Origin of the sequence: Paenibacillus nanchangensis (assembly GCF_046543445.1) — a bacterium.
Taxonomy (GTDB): Bacteria; Bacillota; Bacilli; order Paenibacillales; family Paenibacillaceae; genus Paenibacillus_AQ; species Paenibacillus_AQ nanchangensis.
Window position 1 is genome coordinate 23,210 of the sequence record NZ_JBHOFD010000029.1, and the last position, 21,240, is coordinate 44,449.

A 21,240-nucleotide genomic window follows, 5' to 3' on the forward strand; every position below is an offset into this window, starting at 1 on the left:
AATGCGCTAGGCACAGAATCAGCCGCATGCAGTCAAGCAGATAGGGAGCGCATACGGCATACGGAGGGCCTGCTGCGGGTTTAATGCGCTAGGTACAGGATCTCCGCATGCAGTCAAGCAGATAGGGAGCGCTTACGGCATGCCTCGCCGCTATGTGCAGCCGAAGCGTTCGTCAGCCGGATCACATGCCGGTCGGACATCAACGTCACTGCCGGAGGCCCTGGGCCTGCTGCCCGTTTAGCGCAGTCTCTTGCCGCATGCAGCCAAACGGTTACCGCGGCCTCATGGCTGCTGCGGCGCGTTCCGCTGCGAGCGGGCGGTCGCCTGCCGGTATGCCGTGGGCGACTGGCCGCAGAAACGCTTGAACTGGCGCGAAAAATATAACGCGTCCGTGAGTCCAACCGAAGCGGCAACCTGCTCGACGGATAACTCCGGCCGTTCGCGCAGCAGCCTTCTTGACCGGTCGATCCGCAGCTTGAGCAGGTAGGTCACCGGCGCCACGCCGGTCTCCTGCTTGAAAATCCGCGAGAGATAAGCGCGGTTGTAGCCGAGGCTTCCGCACATTTGCTCAATGGAGACCGGATGGGCCAGCTGGGAAGACATGTAATGGATCATCTGCTTAACGGTGCGCTTCACCTGGGAATCGGCTCCGCTCGGCCGCTCCGGTTCACCCAGCCGGTCGGCGGCTTCGCCCAGAATCAGATACAAACAGCCGAGGGAGGTAAAATGGGCGCTATCGCTGCCTGTAGCGAACGCCTCTTTCATCCGGGCCAGCGCCCCGGGGATGCCGGTTCCCTCCCCGGCGGACAGCACGGCCCGTTCCGGCAGCAGCCCGGAGGCTGCAACAACAGCGTCCGCCCGGCTGCCGGTGAACGCCGCCCAGCGGTAGCGCCAAGGGCGTTCGCCGTCCGAACGGTAGCTGACCAGCTGGCCGGGGTGGATCAAAAAACAGTCGCCTTCCCCAAGCTCATAGGTCTGGTATTCCGTCCGGAAGGTGCCTGCGCCCGATTCGACGCAGTGCAGCAGATAATAATCGTAGATTTTGGGACCGGCCTGATGCAGCGGCCGGGTCTGGCTTTCGCCGGCAAACAGGACGTGCAGCTCCTGCTGCCCGTAGTAGACGGGATTGGATGAAACGGAATAGGTCGGTTCCATGCGGGACTCCTTTCCAAGGCGCACATGAGGCTCCCTCCCTATTATTATAGGGTTCGAAGTCACATTTATCCATACATTGCGCACATGATTGCATTATCGGGCGAAGTCTGATTTGATTATAATGTAAGCGTAAAGGAACTGTTCCCTACCCCCGGCAGCGGGGAGGCGAAAGGATGGAGTGGCATTTATGAGCATACAGGAAGTTTACCGGACCTTCTCCGGCAAGTACGGGACGAGCGGGCGGAAGGCACGCGTGTTCTATGCGCCGGGCCGCGTCAATCTGATTGGCGAGCACCTGGATTATAACGGAGGTTATGTGCTGCCGGCTGCTCTCGATTTCGGCACAACGCTCATTGTAAGACCAAGAGAAGACGACAAAATCGTGTTTGCTTCGACCAATCTGCCTTACGAGACAACGGTTGCCCTGGCGGATCTGGGCAAGGCCAAGACGGGCGAATGGGTGGACTACCCGATCGGGGTCATGGCTGAGCTCCGCGAGAAGGGGCGTCCCCTGACGCAAGGCTACGAGCTGCTGTTCCATGGCGACATCCCGAACGGGGCGGGCTTATCCTCCTCCGCTTCCATCGAGGTGGTGACGGCGTACGCATTTTTGACGCTGGAAGGAGGAGACACCGACACGGTGGAAATCGCCCTTTTGTCCCAGCGGGTGGAGAATCACTACGTCGGCGTCAACTCGGGCATAATGGATCAGTTTGCCGTAGCGAACGGACGCAAAGACCATGCGATTTTGCTGATGTGCAATACGCTGGAATATGAGCTGGTCCCGTTTGTAGGCGGCAGCTACAAGCTGGTGATCGGCAACACGAACAAACGCCGCGGCCTGGTGGATTCGGCCTACAACGAGCGGCGGCAGCAGTGCGACGAAGCGCTGGCTATTTTGAAACGCGAGCTGCCTTCGCTGTCCTATTTGGCGGAGCTGAAGCCGGAACAGCTGGACGATCTGCAGAACAAGATCGAAGATGAGACGGTCCGCCGGCGCGCACGGCATGTGGTGGAGGAAAATCAGCGGGTGCTCGATTCGGTGGAAGTGCTGAAGCAAGGCGACCTGAAGCGGTTTGGCGAATACATGAACGCTTCGCACGTGTCGCTGCGCGACTTGTATGAAGTCAGCTGTACGGAACTGGACGTGATGGTGGAGGAGGCGCAGCGCATTCCGGGCACTCTGGGGTCCCGGATGACCGGCGCAGGTTTTGGCGGATGCACAGTGTCGCTGGTTCATGAAGACGATGTTGAACGTTTTATCAAAGAAGTCGGCGAAGCGTATACCCGGCGGACCGGTCTGACCGGTGACTTCTATGTATGCACTATCGGCAATGGCGTTGAAGAACGGGAAGGAGTGGAGTAAACATGGCTATTTTGGTAACGGGCGGAGCGGGCTATATCGGCTCGCATACGGTAGCTGAGCTGCTTGAACGCGGGGAAGAGGTCGTTGTGATCGACAATCTGCTTACGGGGCACCGCGAGTCGCTGCTGGGCGGCAAGCTTTATGAAGGGGACCTGCGCGACAAGGGACTGCTGGACAGGCTGTTTGCGGAGAATGAGATCGACGCGGTAATTCATTTTGCCGCCAGCTCCCTGGTAGGCGAAAGCATGAAGGATCCTGTGAAATATTTTGACAACAATGTCTATGGTACCCTCTGCCTGCTGGAAGCGATGCAAAAAGCGGGTGTGGACAAAATCGTCTTCTCCTCGACTGCGGCCACTTACGGAGAACCTGAAAAAGTGCCGATCGAGGAAGGCGACCGGACCGAGCCAGCCAATGTGTACGGCGAAACGAAGCTGACGATGGAACGTATGATGGCCTGGTTCGACAAGGTGCTTGGCATGCGTTATGTCGCGCTCCGCTACTTCAACGCCGCCGGTGCCCACGACAGCGGCAAAATCGGCGAAGACCACCGTCCGGAAAGCCATCTCATTCCGCTGGTGCTGCAGACCGCTTTGAAGCAGCGGGAGTCGATTGCGGTATTCGGCGACGATTATCCGACCGAAGACGGCACGTGCATCCGCGACTACATCCATGTCAGCGATCTGGCTGACGCCCATGTCCGCGCGGTTCATTATCTGCGCAGCGGAAGCGCAAGCGGCGTCTTTAATCTGGGTAACGGAACAGGCTTCTCCGTGAAGCAGGTGATCGAAACCGCCAAGGAAGTGACCGGCCGTGAGATTCCGGTAACGATCCAGGAGCGCCGGGCCGGCGATCCGGCGGTGTTGGTCGCTTCGTCGGACAGAGCCCGCAGCATACTGGGCTGGAATCCGTCCCGGGCTGACTTGAAGGACATCATTCAAAGCGCCTGGAACTGGCACGTAAACCACCCTGACGGTTACGGCGCATAATCCGGTCAATATAGTACGATTATACGGGGAGGCCCGGCCATTCGTCGGCCGGGCCTCCTTCACAGATGAAGGAGAATGGACATGATGAACGGGAAGCAAGCGCAGCCGGACGGAACCGGCGCTTTATTGGCCATAGAGCGGCTGGTGTCGTTCGCTTTGCGCAGCCGGTTAATCGAACCGGCGGACGAAGATTACTGCCGCAACCTGCTGCTGGACCAATTCGGGTTCACCGAGCCTTACGCGGGAGAACCGGGAGAGCCTGCGGCGGAAACACCGGATAGTCCCCAAGAGCCGCTGGATGCTTTGATCGATTACGGATCTGAAACCGGGCTGATTCCGGAGAACACGGATACGTACCGCGACCTGCTGAACGCCAAAATTATGGGTCACCTGATGGCCCGCCCCTCGGAGATCAACGCCGAGTTCGCCGCGCTGGAAGCGGAGCAGGGAATCGCGGCCGCCACGGACCGGTTTTACCGGCTGAGCATTGACTCGAATTATATCCGGATGGACCGTGTCTCCAAAAACGTCTACTGGCTGCAGCCGACCTCGTACGGGGACATTGAGATGACGATCAATCTTTCCAAGCCGGAGAAAAATCCGAAAGAAATCGCCATGGCCCGGCTGCTCCCGCCTCCGGTGTACCCGAAGTGCCAGCTCTGCCGTGAGAACGTGGGTTACGCCGGACGGCTGAACCATCCGCCCCGCCAGAATCTCCGGACCGTTCCGCTTACGCTGAACGGGGAGAAATGGCTGTTCCAGTATTCGCCTTACGTGTATTACAACGAACATTGTATCGTCTTCCATCACGACCATGTGCCGATGAAGCTGACGAAGGACACGCTGAAGCGGCTGCTTGGATTTGTGGAGCGTTTCCCCCATTACTTCCTGGGCTCCAATGCGGATCTTCCGATCGTTGGCGGTTCCATCCTGACGCATGACCACTTCCAGGGCGGACGGCATACGTTTCCAATTCAAAAAGCGCCCATCGAGACGTCGTTCGCCCATCCGGACTATCCGAATGTCCGGCTGGGGATCGTCAAATGGCCGATGTCGGTGCTGCGCCTGACCTCGGGATCACCGGATGAACTGCTGGAATGCAGCAACGCGCTGTATGAAGCCTGGAAGGCGTACAGCGACGAGAGTGCGGATATTTTGGCCTTCACGGAAGAAAACGGCGAGCGGCAGCCGCATAATACGGTAACGCCGATTGTCCGGCGCTCGGCGGACGGCGGATATGAGATGGACCTTGTGCTCCGGAACAACCGGACCAGCGAGGAATATCCGGAGGGTATTTTCCACCCGCACCGCGAAATGCACCATATCAAAAAAGAAAATATCGGCCTGATCGAAGTGATGGGGCTGGCGATTCTTCCGGGCCGGCTGAAAGAGGAGCTGGAGCAAATCGCGGCGATTCTGTCCGGCGATCAAACGAATCTGGATGCGTCGGTAAACGACCCGGCTCATCCGCTGGCGCAGCACGCTGCATGGATTCAGGACCTGTGCACACGTTTCGGAACGAACCTGTCCTACGAGTCTGCGGTGCAGACCGTCCGGAATGAAGTCGGGCTGAAATTTGCCGTCATTCTGGAGCACGCCGGCGTTTATAAGCGTACGGCAGAAGGCCAGGAGGCTTTCCGCCGGTTTGTTGCGGCCTTCGGAGCCAGATAAAGGCGGGATTTGCCGGCTGTCCCAGTGCCGTTTGAAGACGGCGTCCATGAGGACTATAATAAGATAGCCGCACATATCCATGACACTTGGGAGGTATTCCGAATAGATGCGTACATTTGAGTTTTACAATCCGACCAAACTGATTTTTGGCAGAGATACGCTGGAAGCGCTGAAGACGGAAATTCCAAAATACGGCACAAAAGTGCTGCTGCTCTACGGCGGCGGAAGCATCAAGCGCAGCGGGCTGTACGATAAAGTTACATCGCTGCTGTCCTCGATTGGGGCGGAGGTGACCGAACTCGGCGGAGTTGATCCGAACCCAAGGCTGTCCACAGTCCACAAAGGGGTGGAGCTGTGCCGTGAGCACGGCATCGAACTGGTGCTGGCCGTCGGCGGAGGCAGCGTGCTTGACTGCGCCAAAGCGATTGCGGTTGGAGCCAAATACGACGGGGACATGTGGGATATCGTGGAACGCAAAGCACAGCCGACCGGCGCGATTCCGCTTGGCACCGTGCTGACGATGGCCGCCACCGGCTCCGAGATGAACAGCGGTTCCGTAATTACAAACGGCAAAACGATGGAGAAAATGGGCTGGGGTAGCGTCTACGCGTTTCCCGCATTTTCCATTCTTGATCCGGTGCACACCTTCTCGCTGCCGCGCGAGCAAACGGTGTACGGCATTGTGGACATGATGTCGCACGTGCTGGAGCATTATTTCCACCAGGATACCAACACGCCCGTTCAGGACGGTTTTTGCGAAACGCTGTTGCGCACCGTGATGGAAACCGCGCCGAAGCTGGTCGACGACCTGGAGAACTACGAGCTCCGGGAAACGATCATGTACTGCGGAACACTTGCGTTGAACGGTATGGTCAGCATGGGCTTCGCCGGCGACTGGGCGACGCACAATATTGAGCACGCCGTCTCCGCTGTATACGACATTCCTCACGGCGGCGGTCTGGCGATTCTGTTCCCGCAGTGGATGAAATACAACCTCGGCACGAATCCGGCCCGGTTCCGCAAGCTGGCCGTCAACGCGTTTGGCGTGGATGCGGCCGGACTGAGCGACGAGGAAGCCGGCCTGAAAGGCATCGAAGCGCTGCGCGCGTTCTGGGATTCAATTGGAGCGCCTGCCCGTCTGGCCGACTACGGCATAGACGACAGCCAGATCGGCGTGATGGCCGACAAAACCGTCCGCTTTGGACCGTTCGGCAATTTCCGCAAGCTTGACCGCGAAGATGTGGTCGAAATTTATAAAATGTCGCTGTAAGGCGGAGCTTGGCTCCTGCCGCAGAACAGACTGCTTTTTTTGGCCGGATCAACGGCTGAGAGAAGCAGTCTTTTTGTTAGGTGCGGATGGAAAAACAGCGAAAGTAACGATTTATGAGCAAATTTACGTGAAATCCCCTTATTTTGGAACCATAACCGGAGTTATCCGTAAATATAATTGAATACGTCAGCATCGGAAACGGAGGAATGCGCATGGAGACGCTGTACATGGGGTGTCTGGTGCTCGGGGTCATTTTCGCCCTCGTCAGCCTGCTGCTCGGCGATGTGATCGGGAACGCGATCGACGGAATGTTCGATTTCAGTTCCGTACATATGTTTAATCCGACTGTGATCGCGGGCGGGGTAACCGTGTTTGGGGGAGCGGGGCTTTTGCTGACCCGCTATACGGAAATAGGGAACGGAGCGGTGACGGTGTTGTCGCTGCTAACGGCGGCTTTTATGGCAATGCTTGTCTACTTGGGTTTCGTGAAGCCGATGGACCGGAGTGAAATGTCCACCGGGTTCTCGATGCGGGAGCTGCCCGGCCGGATCGCCGTCGTAACCGTTCCGCTCCCTGCGGCAGGTTACGGGGAAGTAATGATCTCCTTCGGCGCCGGCAACAGCCTGCACACGGCGGCCAGCTTTGACCGGAATCCCATTCCGGCGGGCGTCCGTGTGGTGGTTGTGGAAGTAAAGGAAGGCGTGGCCATGGTTTCCGAGCTGGACGACAGAAAAGGAGATGAGGCATAAATGCAGGGAATACTGGATTATGACTATTTGCTAATCCCGGCCATTGTGGTGGCGGTCCTGCTTGTGCTGGGCCTGGCGTTCTGGGCAAGGTACAAGACGGTTGGCCCCGACGAAGCGATGATTGTGACGGGGTCGTTCCTCGGCAGCAGTCACATATCGGATGACGGATCCGGACGGAAGATCAAGATTGTGCGCGGCGGGGGCGCGTTCATCCTGCCGATTTTTCAAAAAGCGGAGTATATGTCGTTACTCTCCCATAAACTCGATGTAACGACTCCGGAGGTGTATACCGAGCAAGGGGTGCCGGTTATCGCCGACGGGGTGGCGATCATCAAGGTCGGCAGCTCTATTGAGGATGTTGCGACGGCCGCCGAGCAGTTCATGGGCAAGCCGATCGAGTCGCTGAAGAGCGAAGCGCAGGAAGTGCTGGAAGGCCATCTGCGGGCGATCCTGGGGACGATGACCGTAGAGGAAGTGTACCGCAACCGGGACCGCTTCGCGCAGGAGGTCCAAGGCGTTGCGGCCCGTGATCTGAAGAAGATGGGACTGCAGATCGTCTCGTTTACGATCAAGGACGTACGCGATAAACACGGTTATCTGGATGCGCTGGGCAAACCGCGGATCGCAGCCGTGAAGCGGGACGCGGAGATCGCGGAAGCCGAAGCGGTCCGGGATGCGCGGATCCAGAAGGCGAATGCCGAAGAGCAGGGCCAGAAGGCCGAGCTGCTGCGCGATACGAATATCGCCGAGGCGTCGAGAGACAACCAGCTGAAAGTTGCCGCGTTCAAACGGGACCAGGATACGGCGAAAGCGGAAGCCGACCAGGCGTACCACATTCAGGAGGCCCGGGCGAAGCAGACGGTGGTCGAGGAGCAGATGAAGGTCGAACTCGTCCGCAAGATGAAAGAGATCGACATTCAGGAGAAGGAAATCCAGGTCCGCGAGAAGCAGTATGATGCGGAAGTGAAGAAAAAAGCGGAAGCGGACCGATACGCCGTGGAACAGGCGGCCGAAGCCGATAAGGCGCGCAGAATGCGCGAAGCGGACGCGCTGCAGTACAGCATCGAGACGCAGGCCCGGGCGACGGCGGAGCAGAAGCGGCTGGAAGGCCAGGCGCTGGCCGACGCGGAGCGGGCCAAAGGTACCGCCGACGCCGAGGTTATCCGGCTGCGCGGTCTCGCCGAAGCCGAAGCGAAGGAGAAGCTGGCCGAAGCGTTCCAGAAGTTCGGCGAAGCGGCCGTGCTCGATATCATCGTAAAAATGCTGCCGGAGCTGGCCGGCAAGGTTGCGGCCCCGCTTGCGTCGATCGACAAGCTCACCGTGGTCGATACGGGCAACGGAGAAGGCGCGGCGCGCGTCAGCAATTACGTTACCCAGCTGATGGCCACCGCACCCGAAATGCTGAAGAGCGTATCCGGTATTGATGTGGAAGGGTTGATCAAGAACCTGACCCATAAATCAACCGGGGGAGTTGGTCTGCCAGCCCGCGTAGCCGAGTCCCCGGCTGCAGCGGCGAGAACGGAAGCGGCGGTTACGGCGGAGCCGATCCAGCCGAAGCCATCGCCATCGCCTTCATCACCGTCGCCAAAAGCACCGCAGGACTGATAATCAAGGAATGATTGGTTTATTTGCTCTATAGCTATTCGCTCCATACTGCTGCCGTCCCGGGCAGCGGTATAGAGCGTTTTTTTACGAAGAATCCTGGTAGGCGGAACATGCTGCGTCAGCAATCACATCAAAAAACAGTGTTCACAGGGTTGCTGGCAGCAGAACGCGCAAGTATAATTACGTAATACCGCCCCGCAGGTGACTGGTGTTGCCTTGGGATTCGTTGATATAGAAGAGGTGTCCACAAGGTGAGCAGCATAACCGTATCGAAGGTGCTGAACAATAATGTCATCATCGCCAAGCACCCCCAGTACGCCGAAGTAGTTGTGATCGGCAAGGGAATTGGCTTTAACCGTAAATCAAACGACCGGATCCAGTTATCGTCCGTCGAAAAAATGTTTATTTTGCGCAGCCAGGAAGAACAGGAGCAGTATAAGCAGCTTGTCCCGCAGGTGGATGAGAAGCTGATTGAGGTCGTTCAGGAGATCGTACTGCAGATTATTCAGGACAGCCGGCAGACCGTCAACGAACATATTCATATTGCGCTGACCGATCATATCGCTTTTGCCATCCGGAGGTATGAACAGGACTTATCTATCCTCAATCCATTTTTATTCGAAACCAAGGAAATGTATCCCGAAGAGTTCCGGATGGCGGAGAATGCGATTAGCCGGATCAATCAGACGATGGGAACGAAGCTTCCTCCAGACGAAGTCGGATTTGTTGCCCTCCACATTCACAGCGCGCTCAGCAACCGGCATATCACTGAGGTGAAGCAGAATTCGGAGCTGATCGGCGACCTGGTCAACCTTGTCGAGGACAGCCTGGACTACCGCATTCCCCGGCAATCGCTGGATTATTCGCGGCTTGTTACGCATCTTAGGTTCCTGCTTGAACGGCTGCGCAGAGGGGAGACGGTACAGGAGACCTCCTCGCTGGACGGCTTGATGAAACGGGAATACCCCGAGATGTATTCGCTTGCTTGGAAGCTGACGAAGGTGATGGAGAACCGGCTGCGGATTCCGGTGTATCCGGCGGAGATCAGTTATTTGACCGTCCATCTGCAGCGGCTGGCCCAGCGGAAGGAAGACGATCACGCGATTGGAGCGGGTTAAAGCTTGAGCAAGCGGCATTCTTGCTAATAGACAGGAATAACAGCAACCGAAAGTCCCAAATTGGCCGCAGTGCCAGCTCCGTTCCCCTTGTCTGCCTCCAATTCAGGTCTAAATCAGCCGATTTTGTGTGAAAAAAGGGCTTGCAGCTCTCCGCAAACGATGCTACAATAGGCTACGTTATTTACCGAACAGAATATAAACGTGTAACTGATTCGATCAGGCATGAGTGAATTACAGTATTTTGGTTTTCTTCCCCCCTCTTGGGGTAATCTAACTTTAGAGTTAGGGGAGAACCGGCGTGCTGTATTGCTCATGCCTTTTTTGCTTTCTGTTTGGCAGCTGTAGGCACCATACCTTTAACTAAAAGGAAGTGAATTCGATGTTCAAAAAGCTGTTCGGCGTCCTGCAGCGGGTAGGCAAGGCGCTGATGCTGCCGGTGGCGATTTTGCCGGCGGCAGGGCTGCTGCTCGGCATAGGCAACATGCTGGTTAACGAGGATTTTCTGCAATATGTGCCCGCACTTGAAAATGGGGTCGTTCAGGCGATCGCCAACGTTCTGATGAACTCGGGGGATATCGTGTTTGCGAATCTGCCGCTCCTGTTTGCGGTCGGGGTCGCCATCGGACTTGCCGGCGGGGAAGGGGTTGCGGGTCTGGCGGCGATTATTGGTTACCTGGTCATGAATGTGACGATGGGGACTGTGGTTGGCGTTAATGACTATGTGCTGTCATGGGGAGATTATTCCTATGCCAGCATATTGGGGATTCCGACCCTGCAGACCGGCGTGTTCGGCGGTATTCTTGTCGGGGTACTCGCGGCGTCCATGTATAACCGGTTTTTCAAAATTGAGCTTCCGTCGTACTTAGGTTTTTTTGCGGGCAAGCGGTTTGTCCCGATTATGACAGCCGTTACGTCCCTGCTGCTCGGCCTGCTGCTCACCTTGGTCTGGCCGCCGATCCAGCACGGACTGAACTACGTCTCGCAGAGCATGATCGACACGAACAAAACGCTGGCAGCGTTTATCTTCGGTCTGATCGAACGCTCGCTGATTCCGTTCGGGCTGCACCATATTTTCTACTCGCCGTTCTGGTACGAGTTCGGCAGCTATGTCAGCCAGGCGGGCGAACTGGTCCGCGGCGATCAGCGTATCTTCATGCAGCAGCTGCGCGACGGCGTGGAGTTCACTGCCGGTACGTTTACAACCGGTAAGTATCCGTTTATGATGTTCGGCCTGCCGGCCGCAGCCTTGGCCATTTACCACGAAGCCAAGCCTCAGCATAAAAAAGTGGTCGGCAGCTTGATGATTTCCGCGGCGCTCACCTCGTTCCTGACGGGGATTACCGAGCCGCTCGAATTTTCGTTCCTGTTTGTGGCGCCGCTGCTGTTTGCGGTCCACGCGGTATTTGCGGGTCTGTCGTTTATGACCATGCATATTTTGAACGTCAAAATCGGCATGACCTTCTCCGGCGGCTTTATCGACTACGTGCTGTTCGGCATCATTCCGAACCGCACCGCCTGGTGGCTGGTGATCCCGGTCGGTCTGGTCATCGCGGTGATCTACTACTTCGGTTTCCGGTTCGTCATCCGGAAGTTCAACCTGAAGACGCCGGGACGCGAGGAGGAGACGGACGACGCGGAGGAGACGAAGAACACCGCCGCCGTCTCGAAGACAGGCGACGATCTGCCGCGCAATATTCTCGGCGCACTGGGCGGCAGCGAAAACATCGTCCATCTCGACGCTTGTATCACCCGCCTGCGGGTTGAGGTGAAGGACAAAGCGAACGTCGACAAAAACCGGCTGAAAAAGCTCGGCGCTTCGGGCGTGCTCGAGGTCGGCAACAACGTACAGGCGATCTTCGGTACCCGTTCGGATACGATCAAAACCCAAATCCAGGACGTAATGAGCGGCCGCACACCGACAGCTGCAGCCGCGCCGGTGCCTGAAGCCGAACAGCAGGCGGGCCAGGAAGGGGAAGCGATTATTCCTGAGGATATCGTCTCGCCGGTTAATGGAGAGCTGATGGACATCACCGAAGTTCCGGACCAGGTCTTTTCGCAAAAAATGACCGGAGACGGATTTGCGTTCCTGTCAAGCGACGGCAAGATCGCATCGCCTGTTTACGGCAAGGTGTTCAATGTCTTCCCGAGCAAGCACGCCATCGGCATTATGTCCGACGGCGGCAAGGAAGTGCTCGTGCATATCGGCGTCAACACGGTGAAGCTGAAAGGCCAAGGCTTTAATGTGCTGGTACAGGAAGGCGACCTGGTTGCCGCCGGACAGCCGATTATGGAAGTGGATCTGGAGTACGTCAAGGCCAATGCGCCTTCGGTGATTTCGCCGGTGATCTTCTCGAACCTGCCGGAAGGCTCTTCGGTTACGCTGAAGAAGCCGGGCAAGGTGTCGATCGGAGACAAAGACATCATCTCCATCCAGTAAGGTTAGTGCCCCGGTAAACCTGTTTATCCCGGCGCAGCAAGACCTATGCTGCGCTGACCTGCTCTCAAGTGTAAAAGGGGCGGCGGCTTCGGTATAATGGAGATAGAACCGCCGTTTCCTTTTCATCATAATAAACTTTATACAGAAAGCGAGTTGGATACTAATGCAAAAAACATTCAGAATCATCGACGAGGATGGAATTCACGCACGTCCGGCAACTGCCCTGGTAAATACGGCTACAAAATTTAAAGGAACCGAAGCATTTGCGGAAGCAAAAGGCAAAAAGGTAACGCTGAAATCGATCCTGGGCGTCCTGTCTTTGGGTCTTGAAGCTGGCGATACGCTGACTTTGATTACGGAAGGCGACGAAGAAGAAGCTGCGCTGAACGCTCTTCAGGAGGTTATGGTTTCGGAAGGGCTGGGAGAAGTTCATGAATAAGATTTCAGGAATCGCGGCCTCCGCTGGCATCGCAGTCGCCCGGGCCTTCATCCTGGAACATCCTGACTATTCCATTTCCAAGCGGCAAATCGCCGATCCGGAAGCTGAAATTGCCAAGCTGAACGACGCGCTAGACAAATCCAGAAGCGAACTTCAGGCCATTAAAGCCCGGACGCTTGCCGAACTCGGTGAAAAAAAAGCGGAGATTTTCGAATCACATCTGCTGATTCTGGATGATCCTGAGCTGATCAGCCCGGTCACGGATAAAATCCGCCAGGAATCGGTGAACGCTGACTTTGCGCTGAATGAAGTGTCCGCCCAGTTCGTGGAGATGTTCGAGAACATGAAGAGCGCCTATCTCCAGGAGCGGGCTGCGGATATGCGCGACGTAACAAAGCGGGTGCTGAACCATCTGCTTGGCATTCATTACATCAGTCCGGCTGAGATCAGCGAAGAAGTGATTGTTATCGCTGAAGATTTGACGCCATCGGATACGGCTCAGCTGAACCGCCAGTATGTCAAAGGCTTTACAACTAACATCGGCGGCCGCACCTCGCACTCGGCGATTATGGCCCGTTCGCTGGAAATTCCGGCTGTTGTCGGCACAAAAAGCGTCATGTCCCAAGTCAAAGCCGGCGATCTGGTGATCGTGGACGGTCTGAGCGGGGAAGTGCTGATCAATCCGGACGAAGCCGTAACTGTGGAATATGCGCAGAAGCAGGAAGCGTACAGCAAGCAGGTGGCGGAGTGGAAAAAACTGCGCGATCTGCCTACGGTATCGGCGGACGGCAAGCATGTGGAGCTTGCGGCCAATATCGGCACACCAAACGATGTGGCTGGCGTGCTTGATAACGGCGGTGAAGGCGTCGGATTGTACCGGACTGAATTCCTCTATATGGGCCGTGATAAGCTGCCTTCCGAGGATGTCCAGTACAACGCTTACCGCACCGTTCTGGAAAAAATGGCTGGCAAGCCGGTCGTCGTCCGCACGCTGGATATCGGCGGCGACAAGGAGCTGCCGTATCTTGATCTGCCGAAGGAAATGAACCCGTTCCTGGGCTTCCGCGCCGTCCGGCTTTGTCTGGACCGGCAGGATATTTTCCGCACCCAGCTGCGCGCGCTGCTCCGGGCAAGCGTACACGGCGACCTGCGGATTATGTTCCCGATGATTGCTACGCTGGATGAATTCCGTTCCGCGCGGGCGCTGCTGCTCGAAGAGAAAGGCAAACTGCTGGCAGAAGGCATCCAGGTATCGGACAACATTCAGCTCGGCATCATGGTTGAAATTCCTTCTACCGCTGTACTCGCCGACCAGTTCGCCAAGGAAGTCGATTTCTTCAGCATTGGCACCAACGATCTGATTCAATATACGATGGCTGCCGACCGCATGAACGAACGGGTTTCCTATCTCTACCAGCCTTATAACCCTGCCATTCTCCGCCTGATCAAAAACGTGATCGACGCGGCGCATGCAGAGGGCAAATGGGCCGGTATGTGCGGCGAGATGGCCGGGGACGCTACGGCGATTCCGCTGCTGCTGGGTCTTGGCCTTGACGAATTCAGCATGAGCGCCACTTCGATTCTGCCGGCGCGCAGCCAGATTTCGAAGCTGTCCGCCGCCGAGATGAAGAATCTGGCGCAACAAGCGCTTGGACTCGGTACGGCTGAAGAAGTCGCGGAGCTGGTTCGGAGCGCGACGCGCTAATAACGCCGCAGCATTTGATTATTCTCTGTTCTTTCATTTCGGAAGAAAGGTGATTTCGGGCCGTCTTCCTTGACTTTTCCAACTACTTCAAGCCGGTTCCCTTCGGGGGACCGGCTTTTTTTTGCCATAAGACTAGATTGTGCGCATTCCCAAGGAAGAAGGAGAAACTTTAGGATTTTACTGAGCCCGGCGCAAATGCAGTGTCTATAATGGCCCGGTGTCCTCTTTATTTAAGCAAATTCCTCCTAGCTGCAACCTTCGGCCGGATAAAACCGTTACTTTTATGTGTTTCTTACGGACAGTCTGTCCAGTTTAAGAACGCGGTAAATAGCAGGATTAGACAGAAAATTACACACGCTGACAATGAATGACACTGAAGAGGCCAAACCGCTTCATTGGCTGCCCGTTTATGCCGATATATAGAGTAAACAAGCCCGGTGAACCAGGCAATAGAATACGCCAAACCTATTCAAAGAAAAAGTCAAAGAAACGTCAAAGAAATAACAATATCCCAAACCCGTGCCGCATCTACGACATAGAATACTATGGGACCTCCACAAAGGCACCTGATCGTCCCGTACGTATGAACCGCACGAAATTGGAGATAAGAGGAAATAAAGAGAATCAGGCGGCCCGGCCGCCGCTCCAACTAGGATGGTGATTGAAATGATCGAACGTATGGCAAGTGCCGAAGCGGCAGCTGAGATAAGTATGGAAGCCAGGCTTGGCTTGTTGTATTCGCCTGTGGGCAGCTTGTTTCGTTTATGGGCGCCCACGGCATTATCCGTGTCCCTGGTGCTGTATGATACAGACGGATCCGGTACGAAGGGGCCGGAGAACGCGGACGCCGGACGGGTGTTTCCGATGCAGCGCCGCCAGGGCGGCGTATGGCAGCTGAGATTTGCCGGTGATTTGCATGGTAAATATTATATGTACCGGGCGGCGTTCGCCGACGGCAGCGAACGGGAGGCTGCCGATCCTTACGCCCGCGCGGTATCGGCTAACGGAGTCCGTACCGCCATTGTCGATCTGCGGACCACAGATCCAGAAGGCTGGGAGCAGGATAGCGGTCCAGCGCTTGCGCATCCGGCCGATGCGGTCATTTATGAACTGCATGTCCGCGATTTTTCGGCCCACCCGTCGTCGGGCCTTCAATATAAGGGGAAATACAAAGCATTTACGGAAACCGGGGTCACCGGTCCGGACGGCTGCGCGCTTGGTATCGATCATCTGGCCGAGTTGGGCGTAACGCACGTGCATCTTATGCCTGTCGCGGATTTTCAGACGGTTGACGAGCTGGGCGTTGATGGAACCGCTTCCTATAACTGGGGTTATGACCCCCAGCATTATAATGTCCCCGAGGGTTCCTACAGCATGAATCCGGCGGATCCCGCGCTCCGTATCCGTGAATTCAAAGAAATGGTCCAGGCACTGCACCGCAAAGGCCTGGCAGTGGTGATGGACGTTGTCTACAACCACACATATTCGGTCGAGAAGGGGCCGTTTGAGCCGCTGGTCCCGGGCTATTTTTACCGGAGTTATCCTGGGGGCGCACTGTCGAACGGTTCGGGTGTCGGCAATGAACTGGCCACCGAACGGCCGATGGTCCGCAAATATATCAAGGATTCCCTCCGCTACTGGGCGAAGGAATATCATATCGACGGCTTCCGCTTCGATTTGATGGGGCTGATTGATACGGTGACGATGCGCGAGGTGGTGGAGGAGCTGCGGCTCGAAGTAAATCCGAATCTGCTGTTCTACGGCGAGCCGTGGACCGGAGGCGACTCCCCCCTTGTGCAGAAGACGCTGAAAGGGACGCAGCGCGGCAAGGGCTACGCCGTCTTCAACGATAATTTCCGCAGCGCCGTCAAGGGGGACAGCGACGGCTGGGGCCGGGGGTTCGCCACGGGCGAACCGGGCCGGGAAGGCGCAGTCGCCGCGGGAATTATGGGTTCGGTTCATGATTTTGCCGAATCGCCTGCCGAAACGGTCAATTACGTCACCGCTCACGACAATCTAAATCTATGGGATAAAGTGCTGGTTACACAGGGCCTGCGGGAGGAGGCAGGGTTTGCCGAATTCCGCGACGGGGTTCCAACGGACGGCCGGACGGCTGAGGAAGCGGTTTTGAACAGCCGCCCCTATTTGACGGTGGATGCCGCTGACCCGCTTGCCGGCGAGACGGTCCGGCGGACGCTGCTGGCGAACGGGCTTGTGCTCACTTCCCAAGGGACCCCGTTCCTGCACGCGGGTGACGAGCTGCTGCGCAGCAAATACGGCGATCACAACAGCTACCGCAGCGGCGACGCGGTGAACAGTATCCGCTGGGAGAACAAGACGCTGTATCGGCCAGTCTACGATTATTACCGGGGACTGATTCATCTGCGCACAACGCATCCGGCATTTCGCCTGCGCGGACGCGAGCAGATCGAACGCTCGCTTGATTTTCTCCGCTGCGACAGCGGCGTGGTCGCCTACCGGCTGCACCGGAATGCGGGCGGGGATCCATGGCGGACCATACTGGTCATCTTTAACGCAAATTCCCACCCGGTCATGTTTACGCTGCCGGAGTCGGAGGAGCCCTGGAACGTCGTTGTCGATCATACCCGGGCGGGAACGGAAGCATTCCGTACCGAGCAGGGAGAGGTCAGGGTCGAAGGACTTTCAATGATGGTGCTGTACGATGTTCAGGAAGACCCGGGACCGCCTAATCGTGTGGTTGAAGTTCATTACGAACGCAGAGACGGCCGTTATCAAGGCTGGAATTTGTGGGTGTGGGGAACCGGCGTGCAGGACGGACAGGCGGATTTCCGGTATGTGGAGGACGGCCGGGCGGTGGCCCGGATTGAAGTCAGCCCGGCGTCCGACTCGATCGGCTATGTACTGAGGCTCAACGATTGGGAAGCCAAGGATGGAAGCGGGGACCGGCTGGTAGAGCTGGGCGGAACCGGGCAGACCGTCAAGGTGCTGATCCGGGATGTCCTGAGTGACGGTGCTTCGGTACAGGCCGAACATCTGCCGCTTACCAGCTGATTGGTTTCTGTATTTCTTACACAGGCTTAGGCCTTGCAAAAAAACGTTCCGGTCCATTAGATGGGCCGGAACGTTTTTATATAAGGAGATGACGGGTGGCTTGGCAGCTCCGTACGTTGTTCAGTGTTTTTCCCGCTGCCCAAAGCGTCAGCTGCAGTTAGCGCTCAAACACCTTGCAGAACCGGCGCCTGTAGAGGGAGAAGGCTCGTCAGCCGCCGCTTTTTTTGTCCGTATTCTCCGCCTCCCGCATCGATTCGTCGTACAGGCAGGCTTCGTTGCCGCCCCGGCTTTTGGAACGGTACATCGCCAAATCCGCCGCCTTCAGCAGTTCGTTCATCGTTACGCCATGCTTGGGATACAGCGCAACGCCGATGCTGGCCGAAGTATGAAAGCTGGCTCCGTCCACGGACCAGGTCTTATGAAATAAGCGGAGCAGCTTGGACAGCGACTGCTCAAGCGATTCCGGCGCCGATCTGCGGTGGAGAACCACCGCAAACTCGTCTCCCCCGAGCCGGAAGGCTTGCCCGGTGCCCTGTACCGCCTGCTGCAGTTCCCTGGACAGCTGCTGAAGAAAATCGTCACCGGCCAGATGGCCAAGCGTATCGTTCAGCTGTTTGAACCGGTCGCAGTCCAGCAGGGCCAGCGCAAGCGGTGTCCGTCCGCTATCAGGATTGGAGGTCAAACTTTCCATATACATTTTAAAATGGGCCCGGTTCGGTATAGATGTCAGATGGTCGTAAAAAGCCAGCTTATGCAGCCGCTCCTCATGCTGCTTACGTTCGGTTATTTCCCGGGAAACAAACATGTAACGCACGGGAAAAGACCGGCTGCCGGTTATCGGCGTCACCTTGGTTTCAAGCCAAACCCATCGTCCCGTTTCGGCCCGCATGCGCAGCTCGGAGAGGCGGGAGGCGCTTTGAACCGCGGCTTTCAGCTTTGCCCAGGACAGCTCCGGCTCGCGGATATAGTTGGTTAGCAGATCGCCTTTATCGGGGATGTAACCAAGTACAGAAGCATGAGAGGGAGAGGCGTACCCGATCCGTCCTTCCCCGTCGGTCAGCAGAATAAAGTCGGACATGGACTTGCCAATCAGCTGGTACATCGACTGACTGTCGCGCATCTCCTTGTGTAAAAGAATCAATCTGCGGCCCAAGTACAGGATCACAAGCATCAGCAAGCAGAGCAGCAGCGTATAGATCGCAAACATTCCGCTTTTCCGGTCGTGGAACATTTGGGTAATCCGCTGCGCATAACTGTCCAGCAGCTGTTCACCGCGGTCGAGGTACCCTCTTGTGCGTTCAAGCTGCGCATTCAGCAGCGCCGAAGCTCCGTCTGGAGTGAAAAACTCCTCATCCGGAAAAGAAGCCAAAGCCTGTTCACCCATCGCCGCATAGACACGAAAGTCTTCTCCGAATCCCTGCAGCTCCGCAGCAAGCTCTTCCGGCAGCTTCCCTGACCCGCCAAGCCCTGCCGGTTGCCCGGTGGCGGAAGGAAGACCGCGAGCTGCGCTCCCGACCCGCTCGCGGGCCTGCGCAATGTTATCGCGGAACACGCCGCTGGCCGCCGCCCGTACATCCGGCGGGTATTCCGGGTTTGCCGCCTGAAGCAGCGCCAGGGAAGCCTGATATAAATCTCTGTCCGCGCTTAATAAGTTCTCCGTATTTTTGTACACCTGATGATAAAGCGAATCGGAGAGACGGTCAAACGTATGATTCAGATAAATCAGCGACGCGGCGCTCATACCGATCAAGAGCAGCATAACTCCGGCGAACAAGGCGGCCAGCCGGCGCTCTTTTTGAATTTCTTTCCATTCCGGCAATCTCATCTCTCCCTGCCATCCGCAAACCGCGGCCTGCGGTTTCTGCCTCTCGAAGGCGGAAACGATACGGTAACCCCGGCCTATGCTTTCTGTTCTACTTTATGTACTGCTTTGCTGTGTTTCCCGGTTGGGCCGGGAACATGGCGGGAAACTCTTTATTCTAAAACCTGACTATAAACCTATGTTTTATGTATTAATTCCATTATTCGACAAATTTTGCGCAAATTTGACGACAAGATATGCTTGAGTACTATATACCCACCTTTTTCCCGAACGATACCCGCTTTTCAAACTTCCGCTTTCTCCGCCAGTTAGACGGTCCGCCCGCTTGTCAAAAGGCAATCCCGCCTTTATAATGAATAGATATCCCGTCACGGGACAATTTAACTTCACTGAATGATCCGCTATGATGGAGAAGAGTACGCACCGCCTGGTCCACAGGGAGGAGACGCCGGAGATTGAGAGCGTTTCTGGGAAGCCGGGAGTGCCGAAGTTCGCTCCGGAGCCGTTTCCTGAATTCTTTTTGCTGCGAGCCAGCGGGAAGAGAGTAGGGAACACCGGCCGCAGGCCGTTATCCCTGCATCGAGTGAAACGGTTGATTGCCGAAGGCAGGGAGTATCCCGCCGCCGGTCTCCGTTTAACAAGGGTGGTACCGCGGTCTTTTCGTCCCTTACGAGGGAGAGAAGGCTTTTTTTGTGTGTCTAAAACGAGAAGGAATGATTGAAGGGGGCTGTACAAGGCCATGAAGGAAAAGTTGGAAGCATTAAAAGTCGAAGCGCTCGCCAGGCTGCAGGAGGTAACCGATCCGCAGACGCTGAACGACCTCCGGGTCAAGTACCTGGGTAAAAAAGGCGAGCTAACAGAGGTGCTGCGCGGAATGGGCGGCCTTAGCGCCGAAGAACGTCCGGTGATCGGCCAGGTGGCCAATCTGGTGCGCGGAGCAATCGAAGAGATTATCACATCCAAGCAGGAGGCGTTCCAGCAGCAGGAGACCGAACGCAAGCTCGCCGCGGAGCGCGTGGATGTAACGCTGCCCGGCCGCAGGCTGGCGCAAGGCGGAATTCATCCGCTGAGCCGGGTCATCCAGGAAGTGGAGGATATTTTTATCGGCATGGGGTACCGGGTGGCCGAAGGTCCGGAAGTCGAAACCGACTACTACAACTTTGAAGCGCTCAATCTGCCCAAAAACCATCCGGCCCGCGATATGCAGGATTCGTTTTATTTGACTGAAGATTTGCTGATGCGCACCCAGACTTCGCCTGTACAGGTGCGGACCATGGAAGCGATGAAAGGGGAAACCCCTGTCAAAATTATCTGTCCGGGCAAAGTGTTCCGGCGTGACGACGACGATGCGACGCATTCGTTCCAGTTCCATCAGATCGAAGGCCTCGTAATCGGCCGGAACATCCGCATGAGTGACCTAAAGGGCACGCTGGAGCAGTTCGTAAAAGAAATGTTTGGACCGGACACCAAAATCCGGCTTCGCCCGAGCTTTTTCCCGTTCACTGAACCAAGCGTCGAAGTGGATGTAAGCTGCTTCAAGTGCGGCGGCCAAGGCTGCCGCCTGTGCAAGCAATCGGGCTGGCTGGAAATTCTTGGGGCCGGCATGGTGCATCCGAGAGTGCTGGAAATGAGCGGCTACGATCCCGAGCAGGTCAGCGGCTTTGCGTTTGGCGTGGGCGTGGAGCGGATCGCGATGCTGAAATACGGCGTTGACGACATCCGGCTTTTTTACAGCAACGATATGGCGTTCGTCAAGCAGTTCAGAGGAATCTAATCGTCTGCCCTGCAGGCCCGCCTGCGGTTTCCGCGTTAGGACAGCGGCATGCTGAACGAGCCGGAAACTTAGATGTTTTCGGGCGCGGGACAGATCAAATGAATAGA

The 21,240-nt window shown here is 56.6% G+C and carries 14 protein-coding genes; 12 read left to right on the top strand and 2 right to left on the bottom strand.

The window, feature by feature from the left end:
- Positions 1-282: 282 nt before the first annotated feature.
- Positions 283-1,155 carry an AraC family transcriptional regulator gene (locus ACE6ED_RS21310; RefSeq protein WP_410829433.1) on the bottom strand — a complete coding sequence of 291 codons (873 nt, stop codon included), beginning with the start codon at positions 1,153-1,155 and terminating at the stop codon, positions 283-285.
- Between the two features lie 187 nt (positions 1,156-1,342).
- On the opposite strand from ACE6ED_RS21310, the gene ACE6ED_RS21315 reads away from it, so the two are divergent.
- The 11 genes from ACE6ED_RS21315 to pulA all read left to right on the top strand — a co-directional run bounded on the left by ACE6ED_RS21315 (position 1,343) and on the right by pulA (position 17,537).
- On the top strand, positions 1,343-2,521 hold the full coding sequence (locus tag ACE6ED_RS21315) for a galactokinase (RefSeq protein ID WP_410829434.1): 1,179 nt from the start codon (positions 1,343-1,345) through the stop codon (positions 2,519-2,521).
- Positions 2,522-2,523: 2 nt separating this feature from the next.
- On the top strand, positions 2,524-3,510 hold the full coding sequence (gene galE, locus ACE6ED_RS21320) for a UDP-glucose 4-epimerase GalE (RefSeq protein ID WP_410829435.1): 987 nt from the start codon (positions 2,524-2,526) through the stop codon (positions 3,508-3,510).
- Positions 3,511-3,591: 81 nt separating this feature from the next.
- Positions 3,592-5,181: a UDP-glucose--hexose-1-phosphate uridylyltransferase gene (locus ACE6ED_RS21325; RefSeq protein WP_410829436.1), complete on the top strand. Its 1,590-nt coding sequence runs from the start codon at positions 3,592-3,594 to the stop codon at positions 5,179-5,181.
- A 106-nt stretch (positions 5,182-5,287) separates the two neighbouring features.
- Entirely contained in the window at positions 5,288-6,451 is a 1,164-nt protein-coding gene (locus tag ACE6ED_RS21330; RefSeq protein WP_410829437.1) for an iron-containing alcohol dehydrogenase, read from the top strand.
- Between the two features lie 212 nt (positions 6,452-6,663).
- Positions 6,664-7,200: a protease gene (locus ACE6ED_RS21335; RefSeq protein ID WP_410829438.1), complete on the top strand. Its 537-nt coding sequence runs from the start codon at positions 6,664-6,666 to the stop codon at positions 7,198-7,200.
- Entirely contained in the window at positions 7,201-8,805 is a 1,605-nt protein-coding gene (locus ACE6ED_RS21340; protein ID WP_410829439.1) for a flotillin family protein, read from the top strand.
- 251 nt (positions 8,806-9,056) lie between these two features.
- Positions 9,057-9,923 carry a glucose PTS transporter transcription antiterminator GlcT gene (gene glcT, locus ACE6ED_RS21345; protein ID WP_410829440.1) on the top strand — a complete coding sequence of 289 codons (867 nt, stop codon included), beginning with the start codon at positions 9,057-9,059 and terminating at the stop codon, positions 9,921-9,923.
- Positions 9,924-10,302: 379 nt separating this feature from the next.
- The gene (ptsG, locus tag ACE6ED_RS21350; protein WP_410829441.1) at positions 10,303-12,360 is read left to right on the top strand and encodes a glucose-specific PTS transporter subunit IIBC; all 2,058 of its coding nucleotides are present in this window, start codon (positions 10,303-10,305) and stop codon (positions 12,358-12,360) included.
- Positions 12,361-12,523: 163 nt separating this feature from the next.
- Positions 12,524-12,799 carry an HPr family phosphocarrier protein gene (locus ACE6ED_RS21355; protein WP_410829442.1) on the top strand — a complete coding sequence of 92 codons (276 nt, stop codon included), beginning with the start codon at positions 12,524-12,526 and terminating at the stop codon, positions 12,797-12,799.
- A complete protein-coding gene (gene ptsP / locus ACE6ED_RS21360; protein WP_410829443.1) occupies positions 12,792-14,504 on the top strand; it encodes a phosphoenolpyruvate--protein phosphotransferase in 1,713 nt (570 codons plus the stop codon). Before ACE6ED_RS21355 ends, ptsP begins: the two co-directional genes overlap by 8 nt.
- A 666-nt stretch (positions 14,505-15,170) precedes the next feature.
- Positions 15,171-17,537 carry a type I pullulanase gene (pulA, locus tag ACE6ED_RS21365; protein WP_410829444.1) on the top strand — a complete coding sequence of 789 codons (2,367 nt, stop codon included), beginning with the start codon at positions 15,171-15,173 and terminating at the stop codon, positions 17,535-17,537.
- 208 nt (positions 17,538-17,745) lie between these two features.
- Here pulA and ACE6ED_RS21370 read toward each other — a convergent pair whose 3' ends face one another.
- The gene (locus tag ACE6ED_RS21370) at positions 17,746-19,356 is read right to left on the bottom strand and encodes a diguanylate cyclase domain-containing protein (RefSeq protein WP_410829445.1); all 1,611 of its coding nucleotides are present in this window, start codon (positions 19,354-19,356) and stop codon (positions 17,746-17,748) included.
- Between the two features lie 742 nt (positions 19,357-20,098).
- Here ACE6ED_RS21370 and pheS point away from each other — a divergent pair.
- Positions 20,099-21,133, top strand: coding sequence for a phenylalanine--tRNA ligase subunit alpha (gene pheS, locus ACE6ED_RS21375; RefSeq protein ID WP_410829446.1), 1,035 nt, complete (start codon positions 20,099-20,101; stop codon positions 21,131-21,133).
- Positions 21,134-21,240 lie beyond the last annotated feature (107 nt).

Coding starts and splice junctions, on each gene's coding strand:
- ACE6ED_RS21310 (WP_410829433.1), bottom strand. CDS start 1,155: ATGGAACCGACCTATTCCGTTTCATCCAATCCCGTCTACTACGGGCAG.
- ACE6ED_RS21315 (WP_410829434.1), top strand. CDS start 1,343: ATGAGCATACAGGAAGTTTACCGGACCTTCTCCGGCAAGTACGGGACG.
- galE (WP_410829435.1), top strand. CDS start 2,524: ATGGCTATTTTGGTAACGGGCGGAGCGGGCTATATCGGCTCGCATACG.
- ACE6ED_RS21325 (WP_410829436.1), top strand. CDS start 3,592: ATGATGAACGGGAAGCAAGCGCAGCCGGACGGAACCGGCGCTTTATTG.
- ACE6ED_RS21330 (WP_410829437.1), top strand. CDS start 5,288: ATGCGTACATTTGAGTTTTACAATCCGACCAAACTGATTTTTGGCAGA.
- ACE6ED_RS21335 (WP_410829438.1), top strand. CDS start 6,664: ATGGAGACGCTGTACATGGGGTGTCTGGTGCTCGGGGTCATTTTCGCC.
- ACE6ED_RS21340 (WP_410829439.1), top strand. CDS start 7,201: ATGCAGGGAATACTGGATTATGACTATTTGCTAATCCCGGCCATTGTG.
- ptsG (WP_410829441.1), top strand. CDS start 10,303: ATGTTCAAAAAGCTGTTCGGCGTCCTGCAGCGGGTAGGCAAGGCGCTG.
- ACE6ED_RS21355 (WP_410829442.1), top strand. CDS start 12,524: ATGCAAAAAACATTCAGAATCATCGACGAGGATGGAATTCACGCACGT.
- ptsP (WP_410829443.1), top strand. CDS start 12,792: ATGAATAAGATTTCAGGAATCGCGGCCTCCGCTGGCATCGCAGTCGCC.
- pulA (WP_410829444.1), top strand. CDS start 15,171: ATGATCGAACGTATGGCAAGTGCCGAAGCGGCAGCTGAGATAAGTATG.
- pheS (WP_410829446.1), top strand. CDS start 20,099: ATGAAGGAAAAGTTGGAAGCATTAAAAGTCGAAGCGCTCGCCAGGCTG.